This window comes from Agromyces sp. NPDC058136, from assembly GCF_042884375.1.
In the GTDB taxonomy this organism is placed as follows: Bacteria; Actinomycetota; Actinomycetes; order Actinomycetales; family Microbacteriaceae; genus Agromyces.
The window spans coordinates 50586-68085 of the sequence record NZ_JBHVUA010000004.1 but is presented as its reverse complement, the minus strand read 5'-3'; the positions used below and the strand labels follow the sequence as shown (position 1 = coordinate 68085).

Annotated in this window: 19 protein-coding genes; 12 read left to right on the top strand and 7 right to left on the bottom strand. The window is 71.7% G+C overall.

Features of this window, described 5'->3' with window-relative positions; genetic code table 11:
• Nucleotides 1-24 precede the first annotated feature (24 nt).
• Nucleotides 25-627 (top strand): histidine phosphatase family protein, encoded by a 603-nt coding sequence (locus ACFVTX_RS12490; RefSeq protein WP_386900536.1) that lies wholly within the window; start codon nucleotides 25-27, stop codon nucleotides 625-627.
• Nucleotides 628-637: 10 nt separating this feature from the next.
• On the opposite strand, the gene ACFVTX_RS12485 is transcribed toward ACFVTX_RS12490, so the two are convergent.
• Nucleotides 638-1123, bottom strand: coding sequence for a GNAT family N-acetyltransferase (locus ACFVTX_RS12485; protein WP_386900534.1), 486 nt, complete (start codon nucleotides 1121-1123; stop codon nucleotides 638-640).
• 36 nt (nucleotides 1124-1159) lie between these two features.
• Here ACFVTX_RS12485 and dapB point away from each other — a divergent pair, with 36 nt between their 5' ends.
• Complete coding sequence (gene dapB, locus ACFVTX_RS12480) at nucleotides 1160-1942, top strand: 4-hydroxy-tetrahydrodipicolinate reductase (protein WP_386900532.1); 783 nt, start codon at nucleotides 1160-1162, stop codon at nucleotides 1940-1942.
• Nucleotides 1939-2379: a hypothetical protein gene (locus tag ACFVTX_RS12475; RefSeq protein ID WP_386900530.1), complete on the top strand. Its 441-nt coding sequence runs from the start codon at nucleotides 1939-1941 to the stop codon at nucleotides 2377-2379. Before dapB ends, ACFVTX_RS12475 begins: the two co-directional genes overlap by 4 nt.
• Here the strand turns inward: ACFVTX_RS12475 and ACFVTX_RS12470 are convergent.
• The 4 genes from ACFVTX_RS12470 to ACFVTX_RS12455 form a co-directional block, all read right to left on the bottom strand.
• Nucleotides 2351-3256 carry a TIGR01777 family oxidoreductase gene (locus tag ACFVTX_RS12470; RefSeq protein WP_386900528.1) on the bottom strand — a complete coding sequence of 302 codons (906 nt, stop codon included), beginning with the start codon at nucleotides 3254-3256 and terminating at the stop codon, nucleotides 2351-2353. The genes ACFVTX_RS12475 and ACFVTX_RS12470 overlap by 29 nt on opposite strands.
• Nucleotides 3257-3259: 3 nt before the next feature.
• Nucleotides 3260-3685, bottom strand: a complete 426-nt coding sequence (locus ACFVTX_RS12465; RefSeq protein WP_386900526.1) for an OsmC family peroxiredoxin — start codon at nucleotides 3683-3685, stop codon at nucleotides 3260-3262.
• Nucleotides 3686-3769: 84 nt separating this feature from the next.
• The gene (locus tag ACFVTX_RS12460) at nucleotides 3770-4249 is read right to left on the bottom strand and encodes a DUF4395 domain-containing protein (protein ID WP_386900524.1); all 480 of its coding nucleotides are present in this window, start codon (nucleotides 4247-4249) and stop codon (nucleotides 3770-3772) included.
• Nucleotides 4233-4706 carry a TlpA family protein disulfide reductase gene (locus ACFVTX_RS12455; RefSeq protein ID WP_386900522.1) on the bottom strand — a complete coding sequence of 158 codons (474 nt, stop codon included), beginning with the start codon at nucleotides 4704-4706 and terminating at the stop codon, nucleotides 4233-4235. Before ACFVTX_RS12455 ends, ACFVTX_RS12460 begins: the two co-directional genes overlap by 17 nt.
• 91 nt (nucleotides 4707-4797) lie before the next feature.
• On the opposite strand from ACFVTX_RS12455, the gene ACFVTX_RS12450 reads away from it, so the two are divergent.
• From ACFVTX_RS12450 to ACFVTX_RS12410, 9 genes are all read left to right on the top strand, one after another.
• On the top strand, nucleotides 4798-5607 hold the full coding sequence (locus ACFVTX_RS12450) for a thymidylate synthase (protein ID WP_386900521.1): 810 nt from the start codon (nucleotides 4798-4800) through the stop codon (nucleotides 5605-5607).
• A 47-nt stretch (nucleotides 5608-5654) separates the two neighbouring features.
• Nucleotides 5655-6218: a dihydrofolate reductase gene (locus tag ACFVTX_RS12445; RefSeq protein WP_386900519.1), complete on the top strand. Its 564-nt coding sequence runs from the start codon at nucleotides 5655-5657 to the stop codon at nucleotides 6216-6218.
• Nucleotides 6219-6466: 248 nt separating this feature from the next.
• The gene (locus ACFVTX_RS12440; protein WP_386900517.1) at nucleotides 6467-7321 is read left to right on the top strand and encodes a type IV toxin-antitoxin system AbiEi family antitoxin domain-containing protein; all 855 of its coding nucleotides are present in this window, start codon (nucleotides 6467-6469) and stop codon (nucleotides 7319-7321) included.
• Nucleotides 7322-7464: 143 nt separating this feature from the next.
• Nucleotides 7465-8439: a 4-hydroxy-tetrahydrodipicolinate synthase gene (dapA, locus tag ACFVTX_RS12435; RefSeq protein ID WP_386900515.1), complete on the top strand. Its 975-nt coding sequence runs from the start codon at nucleotides 7465-7467 to the stop codon at nucleotides 8437-8439.
• 80 nt (nucleotides 8440-8519) lie between these two features.
• Entirely contained in the window at nucleotides 8520-10196 is a 1677-nt protein-coding gene (locus ACFVTX_RS12430; RefSeq protein ID WP_386900513.1) for a ribonuclease J, read from the top strand.
• A 194-nt stretch (nucleotides 10197-10390) separates the two neighbouring features.
• A complete protein-coding gene (locus ACFVTX_RS12425; protein WP_386900512.1) occupies nucleotides 10391-10882 on the top strand; it encodes a GNAT family N-acetyltransferase in 492 nt (163 codons plus the stop codon).
• Between the two features lie 76 nt (nucleotides 10883-10958).
• A complete protein-coding gene (locus ACFVTX_RS12420; RefSeq protein ID WP_386900510.1) occupies nucleotides 10959-13877 on the top strand; it encodes a DNA translocase FtsK 4TM domain-containing protein in 2919 nt (972 codons plus the stop codon).
• A 21-nt stretch (nucleotides 13878-13898) separates the two neighbouring features.
• Nucleotides 13899-14501 carry a CDP-diacylglycerol--glycerol-3-phosphate 3-phosphatidyltransferase gene (gene pgsA, locus ACFVTX_RS12415; protein WP_386900508.1) on the top strand — a complete coding sequence of 201 codons (603 nt, stop codon included), beginning with the start codon at nucleotides 13899-13901 and terminating at the stop codon, nucleotides 14499-14501.
• Between the two features lie 47 nt (nucleotides 14502-14548).
• Complete coding sequence (locus ACFVTX_RS12410; protein ID WP_386901140.1) at nucleotides 14549-15037, top strand: CinA family protein; 489 nt, start codon at nucleotides 14549-14551, stop codon at nucleotides 15035-15037.
• A gap of 31 nt (nucleotides 15038-15068) precedes the next feature.
• Here ACFVTX_RS12410 and ACFVTX_RS12405 read toward each other — a convergent pair whose 3' ends face one another.
• Nucleotides 15069-15773, bottom strand: a complete 705-nt coding sequence (locus ACFVTX_RS12405) for a response regulator (protein WP_386900506.1) — start codon at nucleotides 15771-15773, stop codon at nucleotides 15069-15071.
• The gene (locus ACFVTX_RS12400; RefSeq protein ID WP_386900505.1) at nucleotides 15770-17422 is read right to left on the bottom strand and encodes an ATP-binding protein; all 1653 of its coding nucleotides are present in this window, start codon (nucleotides 17420-17422) and stop codon (nucleotides 15770-15772) included. Before ACFVTX_RS12400 ends, ACFVTX_RS12405 begins: the two co-directional genes overlap by 4 nt.
• Nucleotides 17423-17500 lie beyond the last annotated feature (78 nt).

Sequence of the window (17500 nt, the reverse complement as noted above, 5' to 3'; positions counted from 1 at the left end):
CGACCCCCTACAGGAAGCAGTACTGTGGCCCACCACCTCTACCTCGTGCGACACGGCGAGCAGATCGACGCCGAACACGGCCTCCCCGACGGGCCGCTGTCGCCCCGCGGGCGCCGCCAGGCCGAACTCCTCGCCGAACGCCTCGGCGGGATCCCGTTCGACCACGCCTGGCACTCGCCGCTGCAGCGTGCGACCGAGACGGCCGAGATCATCGCGGCGAAGATGCCGGCGCTCGACCCCGAACCCTCGGCGCTCCTCTTCGACTGCATCCCGTCGGGGCCCGCGCCCGAGACCCCGAAGGTCTACGACCCCTTCTTCGGTTCCGTCACCGAGGAGGAGATCGAGGCCGGCAGCGCCCAGATGGCCGACGCCGTCGCCGAGTTCCTGCGTTCGCACCGAGAAGACCGCCACGAACTCCTGATCACCCACAACTTCGTCATCGCCTGGTTCGTGCGCGAGGTGCTCGGCGCACCCGACTGGCGTTGGGTGTCGATCAACCAGGCCAACTGCGGCCTCACCGTGCTCACCCAGAAGCCCGGCCGCCCGTGGAGCCTCGTCACCCACAACGACCTCGCGCACCTCCCGCCCGAGCTGCGCACGGGTCTGCCCGAGCCCTACGTGATCTGACGCGGGACGCTCAGACCCGCTTGCCGAACCAGTCGGTCGCGTTCGGGTTCGCGTTGTACGGCTCGATGGGGGAGTAGCCCGCCGAACGGTACAGGCCGCCCGCCGCCTCGAGGTTCGCGTTCGTGTCGAGCACCAGCTCCCGCGCGCCGAACTCGAGTGCGCGGCGCTCGAGCTCCTCGAGCAGGCGCCGCCCTTCGCCGCGACCGCGGGCGGTCGGGGCGAGCCACAGGTGCTTCACCTCGAACCGCACCTCGTTCGTCTCGGGCCGGCGCTGGATGCGACGCACACCGCCGCAGCCGACGAGCGCGCCGCCCTGCTCGTCGTCGACCACGACGACGAAGACGCCCGCGGGCGGGGTGAACTGCGCAGCATCCGGGAACGTCGGCCGGTACTCGCCCTGCTCGGCCGGGAAGCCGAGCGCACGCTCGGCGAAGTACGCCTCGAGGAGGGCGTGGGCGTCGGGATCGGTGACGTCGGCGTCGCGGAATCGCAGCATGCCTCGAGCATATTCGCCGCTTGCTAGGCTGGCCCGGTGACGATCAAGGTCGCCGTGGCCGGAGCCACGGGCAAGATGGGGCAGCTGGCGATCCGACTCATCGAGGCGTCCGACGACCTCGAACTGCACGCCGCACTCGACTCGCGTTCGAGCCTCGAGGAGCTGCGCGGCGCCGACGTCGCCTTCGACGTCACGCACCCCGCGGCGAGCCCGGCGATCGTCGAGTTCGCCGTCGAGGCGGGCATCCCGATCGTCGTCGGCACCTCGGGCTGGTCGGCCGACCGCATCGCCGAGGTCGCGCGCTCGGTGCGGGCCAAGAGCGACGCCCGCGGCGTGCTGTTCGTGCCGAACTTCTCGATCGGCAGCGTCCTTGCGACCGCGTTCGCCGCGCTCGCCGCCCCCTACTTCGACTCCATCGAGATCATCGAGGCGCACCACGCCGGCAAGGTCGACTCGCCCTCGGGCACCGCGGTGCGCACCGCCGAACTCATCGGCGAGGGCCGCGGCGCGGCCGGGCCCGTCGCCGCCCCCCACGCCGACCAGCGCGCCCGCGGGCAGCTCGTCTCGGGGGTGCCCGTTCACAGCCTCCGCATGCAGGGGCTCCTCGCCGAGCAGCGCGTCATCATGGGCGGCGACGGCGAGACGCTGAGCTTCACCCACACGACCCTGTCGCCGAGCTCCTACGAAGCGGGCATCCTGCTCGCGCTGCGGCGTGCGCCCGAGGCATCCGGGGTCACCGTCGGCCTCGACGCGCTGCTCGACCTCGGGCTGGCGCGCGCGGGCGCAGGCGCGGGCGACGGCGCGGGCACCGCCCGATGACGACGAAGCTCGGCGCGCTCCTCATGGCCGCGCTGCTCGCGCTCTACCTCGCCCTCGTCGGCTGGCGCGCGGTGCAGTTCATCGGCACCGGCGAACCCGTCGCGATCGTGATGGGCGTCGCGCTCCTCGTGCTGCCCCTCATCGCGGTGTGGGCGATCTGGCGCGAACTCGCGTTCGGCATCCGCTCGCAGCGGCTCGTGCAGCGCCTCGAGACCGAGGGCGGCCTCGACCTCGAACTCCCGGTTCGCGAGAGCGGCCGCGTCGACAAGTCGGCCGCGCAGGCCGAGTTCGCCCGATTCGCGGCCGAGGCCGAGGCCGAACCCGAATCGTGGCGCGCATGGCTGCGCCTCGGGCTCGCGTACGACGCGGCCGGTGATCGCCGCCGTGCGCGGCACGCGGTGCGCCGCGCTATCGAACTGGATCGGGCTTCGCGCTGAGCATCGCCTCGAGTGCCGACTCGACCGTCGGGTGCACGAAGCGGTAGCCGTCGTCGATGAGCCGCTGCGGTCGCACCTTCTGGCTCGAGAGCAGCAGCTCGTCGGCCGCGCGGCCGAGGGCGAGCTCGAGCATGCGCTCAGGCACCCCAAGCACGTACGGGCGCTTCATGCGTTCGGCCATCGCCCCCATCACGCGGTCGGCCGTCGCGGGGGTGGGGCCGGTGAAGTTGACCGGCCCGTGCACGTGCGAGTCGAGGAGGTGCACGAGTGCGCCCACCTCGTCGTCGAGCGCCACCCACGGCCAGTGCTGGCCGCCCGTGCCGAGTCGCCCCGAGACGCCGAGGCGGGTCAGCGTGCCGACGCGCTGCATGGCCCCTCCGTGCCCGATGACGAGCCCGGTGCGCACGTTCACGGTGCGGGTCTCCTCAGGGGCGAGGGCGGCCGCCTGCTCCCACTTCGCGACGACTTCGGGGAGGAACCCCGCTCCCGCGCTCGAGTACTCGGTGAGGAGTTCGCCCGGCCGGTCGCCGTAGTACCCGACGGCCGAGGCGCTGAGGAACACGGCCGGCGGGCGGCGGGCCTTGCGCATCGCGTCGGCGAGGGTGCGGGTCGCGCCGACGCGGGAGTCGAGGATCTCGCCCCGGTAGCGGCGGGTCCACGGCAGCCGCGCGAGCGAGGCACCCGCGAGGTTCACGACCGCGTCGACGCGATCCATCACGGTGAAGTCGATGATGCCCGCCGCGGGTGACCACGACACCTCGTCATCGGCCTGCGCCCTCCGCCGCACGAGTCGCAGCACCTCGTGCCCCTCGGCACGCAACCGCTCGGAGAGCGGCGAGCCGATGAAGCCCGAAGCACCGGCGATCAGAACCCGCATGGGTCAGGCGAGTTCGGCTTCGATCGTGATCGGGATGCCGGCGAGCGCCTGCGAGATCGGGCAGCCCGCCTTCGCGTCGTTCGCGAAGGCCTCGAACTCGGCCTCGCTGAGCCCGGGCACGCGTGCGCTCACGAGCAGGTGGCTGCCGAGCACGCCCTTGCCGGCCTCGAAGGTGACGGCCGCCGTCGTCTGGATGCTCTCGGCGGGCGAGCCCGCCTGGGCGAGCGCGAGCGAGAGCGCCATCGAGAAGCAGGAGGAGTGCGCGGCGGCGAGCAGCTCCTCGGGGTTCGTCGTGTTCGCGACGCCCTCTGCACGGGCCTTCCAGTTGACGGGGAAGCTCGCGAGACCCGAGGAGTCGAGACCCACCTGGCCTGAACCCTCGAACAGCGTGCCCTTCCAGACGGTGGTCGCTTCACTCGTGATTGCCATCGGAATCCTCCACTTCGAGCCGGGCTCTCAGCCTAGCGGCGGTGCGGTCGCGGGCGTCGGGCGAGTCATCGAGGATGCCTCGGCTCATGCCGTGCGGATCACCCGTGCCCGCACGAGCAGCAGGTACAGCTGGCACCCGAGGCAGAAATCGAACACCGCGTTGAGGAACGCCGCGAAGAACGCCGCCCCGGCTGCGATCGGCACGGCGAACGGCACCCCGAGGAGGGCGAGCACGACGCCCGCGAGCGTCACCGCGAAGCCGACGCCCTGCGCGAAGGTCGGCGGGCGCGGGTCCTCGAGCTCGGTCGGTGGCGCGAGCCGCGGCCGCACCAGCTTCGCGAACAGCAGGCCGAACGGATGGCGCCGAACCCCCGCGAACGCGCCCCATGCGAAGAGCGCGGTGAGGGCGACGAGCAGCCAGAACGCCGCCGCCGCGGCACCGGCGACCGCGAGCAGGACGGTCACGAGCAGCAGGGTTGCGGTGATCGCCGCACTGAACCGCGGGCCGCGCGGGTCGATGCCGGTGCGGGCGGCGACGCCGGCGCGCTCAGCTGACACTGACATGGTTCCTCCGGATGATCTGGTCGAGCTCGGCCCGCACCGTCTCGGCGCGGGGCGCACCGCCGATGCGCGCATGCACCACACCGTCGCCGTCGACGACGAGCGTGGTCGGGGTCTGGGTGACGTCGAAGCGCGACGCGAGATCGGCGCGACGGGTGAGGTCGACCTCGACGTGGCGGATCCCGGGGGTCTCCGCGGCGATCGCCCCGAGGAGTCTCGCCGTCGCGGGGCAGCGGCTGCAGAACTCGGTGGAGAACTGCACGAGGGTCGCGTCGGCGCCGAACGCGTCGCCGGCGAGTCCCAGCTCGGCCGCCAGCACCGGCGTCGAGGCATCGCGACGACCTCGCCCCGCACCGGCGCCGCGCACCGCACGGCCCTGCCGGGCCCGCCACACGAGCCCGGCCGCGGTCGCCACGCCGACGAGCGCGGCGGCGGTCGCGAGGGCGGGCAGGAGGTCCATGAGGCGAGCGTAGGCAGCGTCGGCCGCGCCACGGCGACTGTGACGACGAATGACGCCCGCACCGCGGCATCCGCGGGTTAGCCTTGATGCGATGTCCGAGACGATCGCAACCCCGTACGAAGACCTCCTGCGCGACGTGCTCGAGCACGGCACGCCGAAGACCGACCGCACCGGCACCGGCACGCGCAGCGTGTTCGGGCGCCAGCTGCGCTTCGATCTCGCCGAGGGGTTCCCGCTCATCACCACCAAGCGGGTGCACTTCAAGTCGATCGCGTACGAGTTGCTGTGGTTCCTGCAGGGCTCGTCGAACGTCGCCTGGCTGCGCGAGCACGGCGTCACCATCTGGGACGAATGGGCCGACGCCGACGGCGAGCTCGGCCCCGTCTACGGGGTGCAGTGGCGCTCCTGGCCGACGCCGTCGGGTGAGGTCATCGACCAGATCGCCGACGTCGTCGCGCAGATCCGCGAGAACCCCGACTCGCGCCGCCTCATCGTCTCCGCGTGGAACCCGGCCGACATCCCCGACATGGCACTGGCCCCCTGCCATGCCCTGTTCCAGTTCTACGTCGCCGACGGCAAGCTCTCGTGCCAGCTCTACCAGCGCAGCGCCGACCTCTTCCTCGGCGTGCCGTTCAACATCGCCTCCTACGCGCTCCTCACCCACATGGTCGCCGCGCAGACCGGCCTCGAGGTGGGCGACTTCGTCTGGACGGGCGGCGACTGCCACATCTACGACAACCACGTCGAGCAGGTGCGGCTCCAGCTCGAACGCGAGCCGTACGCGCCGCCGCAGCTGCGCCTGACCCGGGTGCCCGAGTCGATCCTCGACTACGAGTACGACGACTTCGTCGTCGAGGGCTACCAGCACCACCCGGCGATCCGCGCCGCCGTCGCCGTATGAGCGGCCTGAAGGCGGATGCCACGGCGCCCGCGCCGCACGCTTCCTCATTGAGCGAGGCCGCACCCGTGGCATCCGACCCTGCTGCCCATGACGCACCGCACCTCGGCCTCGTCTGGGCGGAGGCCCACGGCGGCGTCATCGGACGCGACGGCGGCATGCCCTGGCACGTGCCCGAGGACCTCGCCCACTTCAAGGCCGTCACCCTCGGCGCGCCCGTGATCATGGGCCGGAAGACCTGGGAGTCGCTGAACCCCCGCTACCGCCCCCTGCCCGGGCGCCGCAACATCGTCGTCACCCGGCAGCCCGCCTGGGCGGCCGAGGGCGCCGAACGCGCCGGCTCGCTGGGCGACGCGCTCGCGCTCGCCGCGGGTGCGGGGGAGCCCGTCTGGGTCATCGGCGGCGGGCAGCTCTTCGCCGAGGCGATCGGGCTCGCCGACGTGATCGAGGTGACCGAGCTCGTGCACCCCGACGGCTTCTCGCCCGAGCCCGGCGACGTGCTCGCCCCGCCCGTGCCCGACGCCTTCACCCTGGTCGCCGCCGACCCGGCCGACGGCACGCACGTCTCCCGCACCGGCATCCACTACCGCTTCCTCACCTACCGCCGCGCCTGACCGGCCCACCCGACCCAGCCGGCTCTCATTCGCTCTATCTGCCTCCCATTCCCCGTCCTCGGCACGTTTCGTCCGTCGGCCTGACGGCGGTGCCTCCGCGTGTCCGCCCTCTCCGATCAGCGTGTCAACGGGAGATGCCGACGGACGAAACAGCGCACTCGTCCTCCACAACGGTCGTCCGCCGCAAACCGATCCCGAGATCGGGAGTGTGCTCGCTCGGGCGGAGGCCCGCACCCGATCGTGGGGGAATGCCGATCACACAGAAGCGCAGGGTGCGGAGCATCGCGCGAACCGATGAACTGCGGGCGGCCGGGGTGTCCGCGCGTGCGCTCGCCGGCGCCGTCCGCAGCGGTGCGATCATTCGACTCCGACGAGGCGTGTACGCCCGGGCGGACGCGCCGATCGACGTTCGACGGGCCGCCGCGCACGGCGGGATGCTCTGCTGCCTGTCGGCGGCCCGGCAGGCAGGGCTGTGGGTGGTCGAGCACGCCGGGTTGCACGTGGCGATCGGCCATCGGGATCGCGTGCACGCGCATCCCGGTTGCCGCTGCGTCACACATCGGACGGTCAGACCTGTCGTGCTCGGTCGACGTAGCAGCATCCGTCGAGCACTGCTGGAGATTCTCCGGTGCGCCGGCGACGAGGCGTGTTTCGCCTCGCTCGAGTCGGCGCTCGCGCGCGGTCTGCTCTCCTCGGCGGATCGAGAGTGGCTCGGCATCCGCATGCCCGCTCAGCACCGGTGGATGCTGGAGTTCGCGCGTGACGACGCTGCCAGCGGTCTGGAGTCGCTGTTGCGATTCCGACTCCGCGCCGACGGCATCGTGTTGCAAGCGCAGGTCGAAATCCCCGGCGTCGGTCGCGTCGATTTCGTCCTCGGCGACCGGCTGATCCTGGAGGTGGACGGCGTGCTCGGACATGCGGACGCGGTGGAGTCGCGCCACAAGGATCTCGTTCGGGACGCCATCGCCGCCGGTTTGGGGTTCGACACGCTGCGCTTCGACTACGAGATGGTCGTGCGCGACTGGCCCACGGTACGAGCGGCGGTGCTCGGCAAGCTTGGACTGGGGTTGCACGTCAGCGTCGGAGTGCTTCGTTTCGGATGATGGTGCGTACCGTCCGTCGGCATCTTGGGCGACGAACGGGCGGTTCTGGCCGTCGAAGCCGCGTGTCGACTGCGTGCGCCGACGGGCGTCGTCGCGCGCAACGTCGCCCCGCGGCATCCGCTCGAACCGATACGCTGGTGGGCGTGACTCAAGAGAACCCCTTCGGACAAGTGCTCGTCGCGCTCGTCACGCCGTTCACGGCTGACGGCGAGGTCGATTGGCCCGGGGTCGAGAAGCACATCGATCACCTCATCGAGGGCGGTGCCGACGGCATCGTCGTCACCGGCACCACCGGCGAGACGTCGACCCTCACCGACCCCGAGAAGATCCGGCTCGTCGAGGTCGGGAAAGACGTCGCAGCGGGCCGCGCGAAGATCATCACGGGCGGCGGCTCGAACGAGACCGCCCACGCGATCGAGCTCTACAAGCACTCCGAGCAGGCCGGCGCCGACGGCATCATGATCGTCACGCCGTACTACAACAAGCCCACGCAGGCGGGCATCCTGACGCACTTCAGAATGGTCGCGGATGCCACCGATCTGCCGGTCATCCTCTACGACATCCCGGGGCGCACGGGCGTGCCGATCAAGTACGAGACGATCCTGCGGCTCGCGAAGCACCCGAACATCCTCGCCGTGAAGGACGCCAAGGGCGACTTCTCCGAGGTCAGCCGCGTCCTGAACCAGACCGACCTCATGTACTTCTCGGGCGACGACGCCAACGTGCTGCCGCACCTCTCGATCGGAGCCACCGGGCTCATCGGCGTCACCGCGAACATCGCGCCGGCCCCGTACCGCACGATGGTCGACGCGGTGAACCGCGGCGACCTGAAGGCGGCGACCGAGGCGCACCAGCAGCTCGAGCCGCTCGTGCGCGCCGTCATGACGCACGTGCCCGGCACGGTCGCGGCGAAGTACATCCTGCACGGCCTCGGCCGCATCTCGAGCCCGCGCGTGCGTCTGCCCCTCGTCGGCCCCGAGGAATGGGAGGCCGCGCTGATCGAAGACGAGATCGACCTCGTCAGCGGCATCCCGGGCGTCGACTTCCACAACTTCCGACCCGACCGCAACGCCGCCGCCGGCGGCGCCCTGCCGAAGGTCGCGGGCACCACCCGCTGAGCGGGCGCGCCCACCACGAGACATCCGCGGCGCCATGCGCGTCGCACCGAACTGAACACCGCAAACGTTAGGAGGGCACTGTGCCCGATACCGTCATCGATCCCGCTCCGCTCGAAGCCGGGACGCTCCGCATCATCCCGATCGGCGGCCTCGGCGAGGTCGGCCGCAACATGACGAGCTACGAGATCGACGGCAAGATCCTCATCGTCGACTGCGGCGTGCTCTTCCCCGAGGAGCACCAGCCGGGCGTCGACCTGATCCTGCCCGACTTCGGCTTCCTCCGCGACCGCCTCGACGACATCGTCGGCGTCGTGCTGACGCACGGCCACGAAGACCACATCGGCGCGGTCCCGTACCTCCTGAAGCTCCGCCGCGACATCCCCCTGATCGGTTCGCAGCTGACGCTCGCGCTCGTCGAGGCGAAGCTCAAGGAGCACCGCATCGCGCCCTTCACGCTCGTCGTGAAGGAAGGGCAGCACGAGGAGATCGGCCCCTTCGACCTCGAGTTCGTCGCGGTGAACCACTCGATCCCCGATGCGCTCGCGGTCGCGATCATCACCGACGCGGGCACGGTGCTCGCGACGGGCGACTTCAAGATGGACCAGCTGCCGCTCGACGGCCGGCTCACCGACCTGCGCGAGTTCGCGCGCCTCGGTGAAGAGGGCGTCGACCTGTTCATGGTCGACTCCACGAATGCGGATGTCCCGGGCTTCACCCCGCTCGAGCGCGAGATCGGCCCCGTGCTCGACCAGGTGATCTCACGGGCGACGAAGAAGGTCGTCGTGGCGAGCTTCTCGAGCCACGTGCACCGCGTGCAGCAGGTGCTCGACGCGGCGCACGCGAACGGTCGCCGCGTGGCCCTCCTCGGCCGCAGCATGGTGCGCAACATGACGATCGCCGCCGACCTCGGCTACCTCAACGTGCCGGCGGGCGTGCTCGTCGACTACAAGAAGGCCGGCGACATCCCCGACGACAAGATCGTCTACATGTCGACGGGTTCGCAGGGCGAGCCGATGGCGGTCCTCAGTCGCATGGCGAACCGCGACCACCAGATCGAGATCGGCGAGGGCGACACCGTCATCCTCGCCTCGAGCCTCATCCCGGGCAACGAGAACGCCGTGTACCGCGTGATCGACGGGCTGACGAAGCTCGGTGCGAACGTCGTGCACAAGGCGAACGCGAAGGTGCACGTCTCGGGGCACGCGGCCGCGGGCGAGCTCCTCTACTGCTACAACATCCTGAAGCCGGCGAACGTGCTGCCGATCCACGGCGAGTACCGTCACCTGCAGGCGAACGCGAAGCTCGCCCGCGACACCGGCATCCCGGCCGAGAACGTCTTCATCGGCGAGAACGGCACGGTCTACGACATGACCGACGGCGTCGTGCGCGAGGCCGGCCAGCTCGACCTCGGCTTCGTCTACGTCGACGGCTCGACGGTCGGCGAGATCACCGACGCCGACCTGAAGGACCGCCGCATCCTCGGTGAAGAGGGCTTCATCTCGGTCATCGTCGTCGTGGATGCCACGACCGGACGCGTCATCTCGGGCCCCGAGATCCACGCCCGCGGCTTCGCCGAGGACGACGCCGTGTTCGAGGACGTCAAGCCGAAGATCGTGGCCGCCCTGGCCGACGCCGCGCAGAACGGGGTGCGCGACTCGCATGCCCTCCAGCAGCTCGTGCGCCGCACGCTCGGCACCTGGGTGAACCGGCGCCTGCGCCGCCGCCCGATGCTCGTGCCGCTCGTCATCGAGGCGTAGCCGAGAGGACCGACGGGCGGAGTATCGAGGCGTAGCCGCGAGGACCGACGGGCGGAGTATCGAGGCGTAGCCGAGAGGACCGACGGGCGGAGTATCGAGGCGTAGTCGCGCGGCGGGCGGGCGCGGATCGCGCCCGCCCGCCATCCCGTGTCACGCGAAACACGGCCGAAACACCTCGGTCGTAGCATCCGCGCATGTCGACGTTCGAGCTGCGCCCTGCCGTCCCCTCCGATGGGGCGTTCCTCGCCGACATGGTCGTCGAGGCGGCGAACTGGCGGCAGGGCGGGGCTCGTCCGCGCCCCGAGGTGCTCGCCGACCCGATCTCGCGGGGCTACATCGCGGGGTGGCAGCGGCCGGCCGATCGCGGCGTCGTCGCGGTCGATGCGGGCGGTCGCCCGGTGGGGGCGGCGTGGTACCGCCTGTTCTCGGCCGATCAGCGGGCGCACGGCTTCGTCGCGACGGGGGTGCCCGAGTTGATCATCGGGGTGCGCCCGCTGTGGCGCGCGCAGGGCGTCGGTCGGGCGTTGCTGCAGGGGCTCGCGGGTGCGGCCCGGCAGGCGGGATTCGCACGGCTCACGCTCTCGGTCGAGCACGGCAACTTCGCGCGCACGCTGTACCGATCGGAGGGGTTCGCCGTGGTCGAGACGGTGGGCGGGCGCGACACGATGGTGCGTACGCTCGCCTGATCGACGCCGCGGCGGATCGCAGACACTCGCCCGCCGTTGCAGGGCGGCGTCGGTCGTCGGCCGTAACGTTGACCCTATGGCTACGAGCACCAAGTCGAACGGGCGCGCCTCGGGCACCTCGTCCCGCGGCGGTGCCTCGAGAACCGCGCCCACGAAGAAGCTGCCCGCGCAGACGACGCGCGGAAGCGCCGCGGCGAAGAAGGCGGCGGCCGCGCAGCCGTCGGGGCCGAACTTCCTCGTGAAGACGTGGATGGGTCTTGCGCACCTCGCGGGCGGCGCCGCGCGCGCGCTCGGGCCCGAGACCCTCCAGAAGGACGAGCGCCGCGACGGCCTGCCGTTCTTCCTCGTCGTGCTCGCGATCGCGGGGGCGGTGGTCGAGTGGTTCTTCATCAACGAGCCGGTCGCGCAGACCCTCGACTCGTGGAGCTTCGGCGGGCTGTTCGGCCGGGTGGCGTTCGCGCTGCCGGTGATCATGCTGATCTTCGCGGTGTGGCTGTTCCGCCACCCGAGTTCGGTGCACGACAACACGCGCATCGGCATCGGGCTGGGTCTCCTTCTCGTGAGCGTGTCGGCGCTGTGCCACATCTTCGGCGGGCAGCCCGAGCCGAGCGAGGGCATGGCGGTGCTGGCGCGTGCCGGCGGCATCCTCGGGTGGATGCTCGCGGCCCCGCTCATCCTCCTCATCACCGAGGTGGGGGCGGCGATCGTCGTCATCGTGTTCGTGCTGCTGTCGCTGCTCATCATCACCAAGACCCCGCCGACGCGCATTCCGGCGCGGTTCCGAGAACTGTACGAGTGGCTGTTCGGTGCGCCCGACGAGGCGCAGCAGGCCGAGCCGGAGGACACGGCGAAGCCCTCGCGCCGCGACCGGCGCAAGAGCGTGCCGACCGAGCTCGACGGCATCGACGGCGACGACGAGGAGGAGTCCGCGGGGCTCCTGCCGTGGTGGCGGCGCAACGCGTCGAACCGCGAGGAGGACCCCGAGTTCGAGGCACCCGGCGTCGAGGGGCTCACCGAGGTGTTCGGGCAGGGTTCGGCCGCGGGCAGCTTCGACAGCCCGATCGAGGGCGGAGGCGCTGCCGGTGCGGCTGCCGCCGGGGTCGGCGGCGCGTACGGCACCGAGGTGCTCGGCGAGCTCGAGCGGGCCGAGTCGGCGCTGCAGCAGTTCACGGGTGAGGCGCCGCAGGCGGGTCGGGGCCTTCGGGGCGACGACGCCGGGGCGACCCAGGCGGTGCCGCTCTACGACGCCGCGGCCGACTTCACGGGCGATTCCCCGATGGCCGATGCGCTCGCCGCCGAGGCGTCCGAGTTCGACGGCGGAGCCGAGACGCCCGACCGGCCGTACTTCCTGCCGTCGGCGTCGACGCTCGCGGCGGGTCCGCCGGCGAAGACGCGTTCGCAGGCCAACGACGAGGTCGTGCGTCAGATCACGGGCGTGCTCGAGCAGTTCTCGGTCGACGCGAAGGTCACGGGCTTCTCGCGCGGCCCGACGGTCACGCAGTACGAGATCGAGCTCGGCCCGGGCGTGAAGGTCGAGCGGGTCACCGCGCTGTCGAAGAACCTCTCGTACGCGGTCGCCTCGAACGAGGTGCGCATCCTCTCGCCGATCCCGGGCAAGAGCGCGATCGGCGTCGAGATCCCGAACGCCGACCGCGAGACGGTGACCCTCGGCGATGTGCTGCGTTCGCAGGCCTCGGTGGGGGCGAAGCACCCGATGACGATCGGCGTCGGCAAAGACGTCGGCGGTGGCTACGTCATCGCGAACCTCGCGAAGATGCCGCACCTGCTCGTCGCCGGCTCGACCGGCTCGGGCAAGTCGAGCTTCGTGAACTCGATGATCACGAGCCTGCTCATGCGGGCGAAGCCCTCCGACGTGCGCATGGTGCTCATCGACCCGAAGCGCGTCGAGCTCGCCCCGTACGCGGGCGTGCCGCACCTCATCACGCCCATCATCACGAACCCGAAGAAGGCGGCCGAGGCGCTGCAGTGGGTCGTGAAGGAGATGGACATGCGGTACGACGACCTCGCGTCGTTCGGGTTCCGCCACATCGACGACTTCAACAAGGCCGTCGTGAACGACGAGATCATCCTGCCGGCGGGCAGCGAACGCAAGCTCAAGCCGTACCCGTACCTGCTCGTCGTGGTCGACGAGCTCGCCGACCTCATGATGGTCGCCCCGCGCGACGTCGAGGACTCGATCGTGCGCATCACGCAGCTCGCGCGCGCCTCCGGCATCCACCTCGTGCTCGCGACGCAGCGCCCCTCGGTCGACGTCGTGACGGGCCTCATCAAGGCGAACGTTCCGTCGCGGCTCGCGTTCGCGGTGACGAGCGTCACCGACTCTCGCGTCATCCTCGACCAGCCGGGCGCCGACAAGCTCATCGGCCAGGGCGATGCGCTGTTCCTGCCGATGGGGGCGTCGAAGCCGCTGCGCGTGCAGGGCGCGTGGGTCACCGAGGCCGAGATCGAGAAGGTCGTCACGCATGTGACGCGCCAGGCTCGCCCCGAGTACCGGCAAGATGTTGCGGCCGCCGTCGAGCGCAAGGAGATCGACTCCGACATCGGCGACGACCTCGAGCTGCTGCTCGCGGCCGCCGAGCTCGTCGTGTCGACGCAGTTCGGTTCGACCTCGATGCTGCAACGCAAGCTGCGGGTGGGCTTCGCGAAGGCCGGGCGCCTCATGGATCTCCTCGAGTCGCGCGAGATCGTCGGCCCCTCCGAGGGCTCGAAGGCGCGCGACGTGCTCGTGACGGCCGAGCAGCTGCCCGGCGTGCTCGCGAAGCTGCGCGGCGAGCCGAGCGGGCCGAGCGCACCGCCCGCCGCCCCGCAGGGCGCGCCCGCCGCACCGCAGTCGATGCCGACCCCGTCGAACGAACCGTACGACGCACCCGACGACCGCTACGACGACCCGGTGGGGCGCATCACCGAGGGGCTCGAAGAGGTCGAGGCCGACGGCGGCGACGAAGACGCGTGGGGGCTCACCGGTCGCGACTGATCGGCCGCTATCCTTGGGCGTATGACCTCCTCCGCCGGCACCCCCGGGCGATCGGCGAACTGGAATCTTCCCAACGCCATCACCGTCGTGCGCATCCTCGCCGCACCCGTGTTCTTCTGGCTGCTGCTCGCCGATGCGGGCGCCGACGGGCCGTTGCGCTGGTGGGCGGCGGGCCTGTTCATCGTGGCGATCGCGACCGACGGCATCGACGGGCACATCGCCCGTTCGCGGGGGCTCGTCACCGACCTCGGCAAGATCCTCGACCCGATCGCCGACAAGCTGCTGACGAGCGGCGCGCTCGTCTGCCTCTCGCTCCTCGGCGAGCTGTGGTGGTGGGTGACGATCCTCATCATCGTGCGCGAGGTCGGCATCACGGTGTGGCGACTCGTCGAACTGCGCCGCGGCAACGTGGTGCCCGCCTCCTCGGGCGGAAAGCTCAAGACGCTCGTGCAGGCCGTCGCGATCTCGCTCGCGCTCGTCCCCCTGTGGACGATCGTCGGCGACTGGATCCTCTGGGTGAACTGGGCGGTCATGGGCCTCGCCCTCGTGCTCACCCTCTGGTCGGGCCTGCTCTACGTTCGTGACGCGGTGCGCCTGTCGCGGGGCGCGAGCACCGCGGGCTGAGTCACGCGATGGGCACTGATGCGGCCGGCGTCGGGCAGAGCGACCGGATGCCACGCGCCGACGCCGCGTCGCTTGTCGCACGGCTCACGGCCAGGGGGCTGCGGGTCGCCGTGGCCGAGTCGCTCACGGGCGGGCTCGTCGCAGCCGAGCTCACCTCGGTGCCGGGGGCGTCGCTCGTCGTGTCTGGCGGCGTCGTCGCGTACGACACGGCGGTGAAGCGGTCGCTCCTCGGGGTCGACGCCGCGCTCCTCGAGCGCGAGGGGCCGGTGCACCCCGAGGTGGCCCGGCAGATGGCGCGCGGGGTGCGGCGGGCGCTCGCGGTCGACGGCCGATCGGCCGACCTCGGGCTCGCGACGACGGGCGTGGCCGGGCCCGACTGGCAGGGCGGGCGGCCCCCCGGCACGGTGTACGTCGGGGTGTCGTTCGGTGACGACGACGCGGCGATCGAGCTGTCGCTCGCGGGCGACCGCACCGGGATCCGCCGGGCGACCGTGCAGGCCGTCATCGAACTGGCCCTGCGGCGGCTCGAAGGCTGAACGCCGCGCCGCGCCGCGCCGAGACGAGACGCTACCGCGGCACCCGGTACCGGTGTTCGGGCCGCCCGGCGCTGCCGTAGCGCGGCGCGACCTCGGCGGCCCCGGTCGCGACGAGGTGCTCGAGGTACCGCCTCGCGCTCACTCGCGACATGCCGAGGGCCTCGGCGATCTCGGCGGCCGACGCGTCGCCGGTGCAGGCGGCGAGCCCCGCGGCGACCCGTTCGAGGCTCACCGCCGAGAGGCCCTTCGGCACGGCGCCGCGCCGCACCGGCACGCTGCCGAGCGCCTCGTCGACGGCGCGCTGGTCGAGGGCGGCGGGCGCGGCGCGGTCGGCGGCGATGCTGCGCCGCACCTCGTCGAGGCGATCGCCGAGGCTCGCGCCCGAGAACGGTTTGACGAGGTAGTGGCGCACGCCGAGGAGGCGTGCGGCGCGCACCGTCTCGAGGTCGCGGGCGGCGGTGACGGCGATCACCTCGACCTCGTCGCCGGTCGCTCGCAGTCGTCGCAGCACGTCGAGCCCGCCGAGGTCGGGGAGGTACACGTCGAGCAGCACGAGGTCGGGCCGGTGGCGGGCGATGAGGGCGAGCGCCTCGGCGCCCGTGTGGGCCTCGGCAACGACCGTGAAGCCGGCGTGGGCGGTGACGAAGGCGCGGTTGACGCGCGCGACGGCGAGGTCGTCGTCGACGACGACGACGCGGAGGGCGTCGCCGGCGGAGGCGGGGGAGGGCGCGGTCATCGGACGGCTCCGCTCGTGGCATCCGAACCGATCGCGGAAACGCCGAGGCCGCTCGCGGACTCGCCCTCGCCCCAGGGCAGTCGCACGGTGAACCGCGCGCCGCCGAGCGGCGAATCGTCGACCCGCGCGCCCCCGCCGAGCCGGTGCGCGATGCGCTGCACGATCGCGAGGCCGATCCCGCGCCGCGCCTTGCCGGGCACGGGGGCCTTGCCCGTGACATCCGGTTCGAAGATCGCGGCGCGCTGCGCGGGCGGCACGCCGGGGCCGTCGTCGTCGACCCGCACGACGACGACGCCCGGGTCGAGGTCGTCGCGCACCTCGAGCACGATGCGTCCGCCGAGCACGCACGCCTCGATCGCGTTGTCGAGGAGGTTCGCGACGATCGTGACGAGTTCGGTGCGGGGCTCGCCGCCGACGGTCGCGTCGAGGTGGGTGTCGGCGGCGAGCTCGACGGTGACGCCGAGCTCCTGCGCGCGGGTGCGCTTCGCGAGCACGAGCGCGGCGATCTCGAGGTCGGCGAGCCCGTCGTGCTCGTCGAGCGTCGAGAGGGCGCCGCCCGAGCCGACCCGTTCGATGAAGTCGAGCGCGGCGTCGAGGTGTCCGAGCTCGAGGAGCCCGCTGACGACGTGCAGCTTGTTCGAGAACTCGTGCGACTGTGCCCGCAGCCCGTCGGCGAGGCTCTGCGCCCCGGCGAGCTCGCGCAGGGTGGTCTCGAGTTCGGTGCGGTCGCGGAGGATCGCGATCGAGCCGATCTCGCGCCCGTCGACCCTGACCCGGTCGCGGTGCACGAGCAGCACCCGTTCGCCCGAGAGCACTGGGCTCTCGCGCTCCTCGCCGGAGGCGATGAAGCGGGCGAGCTCGGGGTCGAGCACGTCGTCGACGGCGCGGCCGAGCACCGCCTCGGGGTCGTCGAGGTCGAGGAGGCGTGCGGCGGCGTCGTTGACGAGCACCACCCGGCCGGTGTCGTCGACGGCGACGAGCCCTTCGCGGATGCCGTGCAGCATCGCCTCGCGCGTCTCGAGCATCGCGCGGATCTCCTCGGGCTCGAGCCCGTAGATGCGGCGGCGGATGAGCCGCGCGATCCACGTCGCCCCGATCACTCCGATGATCGCGGCGACGACGAGCGCGACGAGCAGCAGCGTGAGGCTGCCGAGGAAGTCGGCGCGGAGCTCGGACTCGAGGATGCCGACCGAGACCTGCCCCATGACCTCGCCGTCGTCGTCGAAGATGGGCACCTTCACCCGCCACGACTCGCCGAGGGTGCCGGTCTGGGTGCCGACGTAGATCTTGCCCGACAGGGGGATGGCCGGGTCGGTCGAGACCTTCTCGCCGATGCGGTCGGGGTTCGGGTGCGAGTAGCGGATCCCCGCGTCATCCGAGACGACGACATAGGTGACATCGGATGCCTCGCGCACGACCTCGGCGACCGGCTGGATCGTCCTGGCGGGGTCGTCGTCGTCGAAGGCGGAGGTGATGACGGGGAGCCCGGCGACCGACTGGGCCACCGCGATCATCCGGTCCTGGTAGGCGTCGCGCAGCTGCTGCTCCTGCAGCCACATGGCGGTGAGCCCGGTGCCGACCACGGTGACGAGCACGATCGCGAGCTGCAGCAGCAACAGCTGCATGCCAAGCGTCATCGACCGGACCACCAGTCAAGTGTGACGCACGCGCGCGGGTCTCCCGGCACGGAGGACGTGACCAATACGACCGAATCGACCGAAACGACC

Coding starts and splice junctions, on each gene's coding strand:
- ACFVTX_RS12455 (WP_386900522.1), bottom strand. CDS start 4,706: ATGGACCTCCTGCCCGCCCTCGCGACCGCCGCCGCGCTCGTCGGCGTG.
- pgsA (WP_386900508.1), top strand. CDS start 13,899: ATGACCTCCTCCGCCGGCACCCCCGGGCGATCGGCGAACTGGAATCTT.
- ACFVTX_RS12460 (WP_386900524.1), bottom strand. CDS start 4,249: ATGTCAGTGTCAGCTGAGCGCGCCGGCGTCGCCGCCCGCACCGGCATC.
- ACFVTX_RS12485 (WP_386900534.1), bottom strand. CDS start 1,123: ATGCTGCGATTCCGCGACGCCGACGTCACCGATCCCGACGCCCACGCC.
- ACFVTX_RS12465 (WP_386900526.1), bottom strand. CDS start 3,685: ATGGCAATCACGAGTGAAGCGACCACCGTCTGGAAGGGCACGCTGTTC.
- ACFVTX_RS12470 (WP_386900528.1), bottom strand. CDS start 3,256: ATGCGGGTTCTGATCGCCGGTGCTTCGGGCTTCATCGGCTCGCCGCTC.
- ACFVTX_RS12475 (WP_386900530.1), top strand. CDS start 1,939: ATGACGACGAAGCTCGGCGCGCTCCTCATGGCCGCGCTGCTCGCGCTC.
- ACFVTX_RS12440 (WP_386900517.1), top strand. CDS start 6,467: ATGCCGATCACACAGAAGCGCAGGGTGCGGAGCATCGCGCGAACCGAT.
- ACFVTX_RS12405 (WP_386900506.1), bottom strand. CDS start 15,773: ATGACCGCGCCCTCCCCCGCCTCCGCCGGCGACGCCCTCCGCGTCGTC.
- ACFVTX_RS12425 (WP_386900512.1), top strand. CDS start 10,391: ATGTCGACGTTCGAGCTGCGCCCTGCCGTCCCCTCCGATGGGGCGTTC.
- ACFVTX_RS12420 (WP_386900510.1), top strand. CDS start 10,959: ATGGCTACGAGCACCAAGTCGAACGGGCGCGCCTCGGGCACCTCGTCC.
- ACFVTX_RS12450 (WP_386900521.1), top strand. CDS start 4,798: ATGTCCGAGACGATCGCAACCCCGTACGAAGACCTCCTGCGCGACGTG.
- ACFVTX_RS12410 (WP_386901140.1), top strand. CDS start 14,549: ATGCCACGCGCCGACGCCGCGTCGCTTGTCGCACGGCTCACGGCCAGG.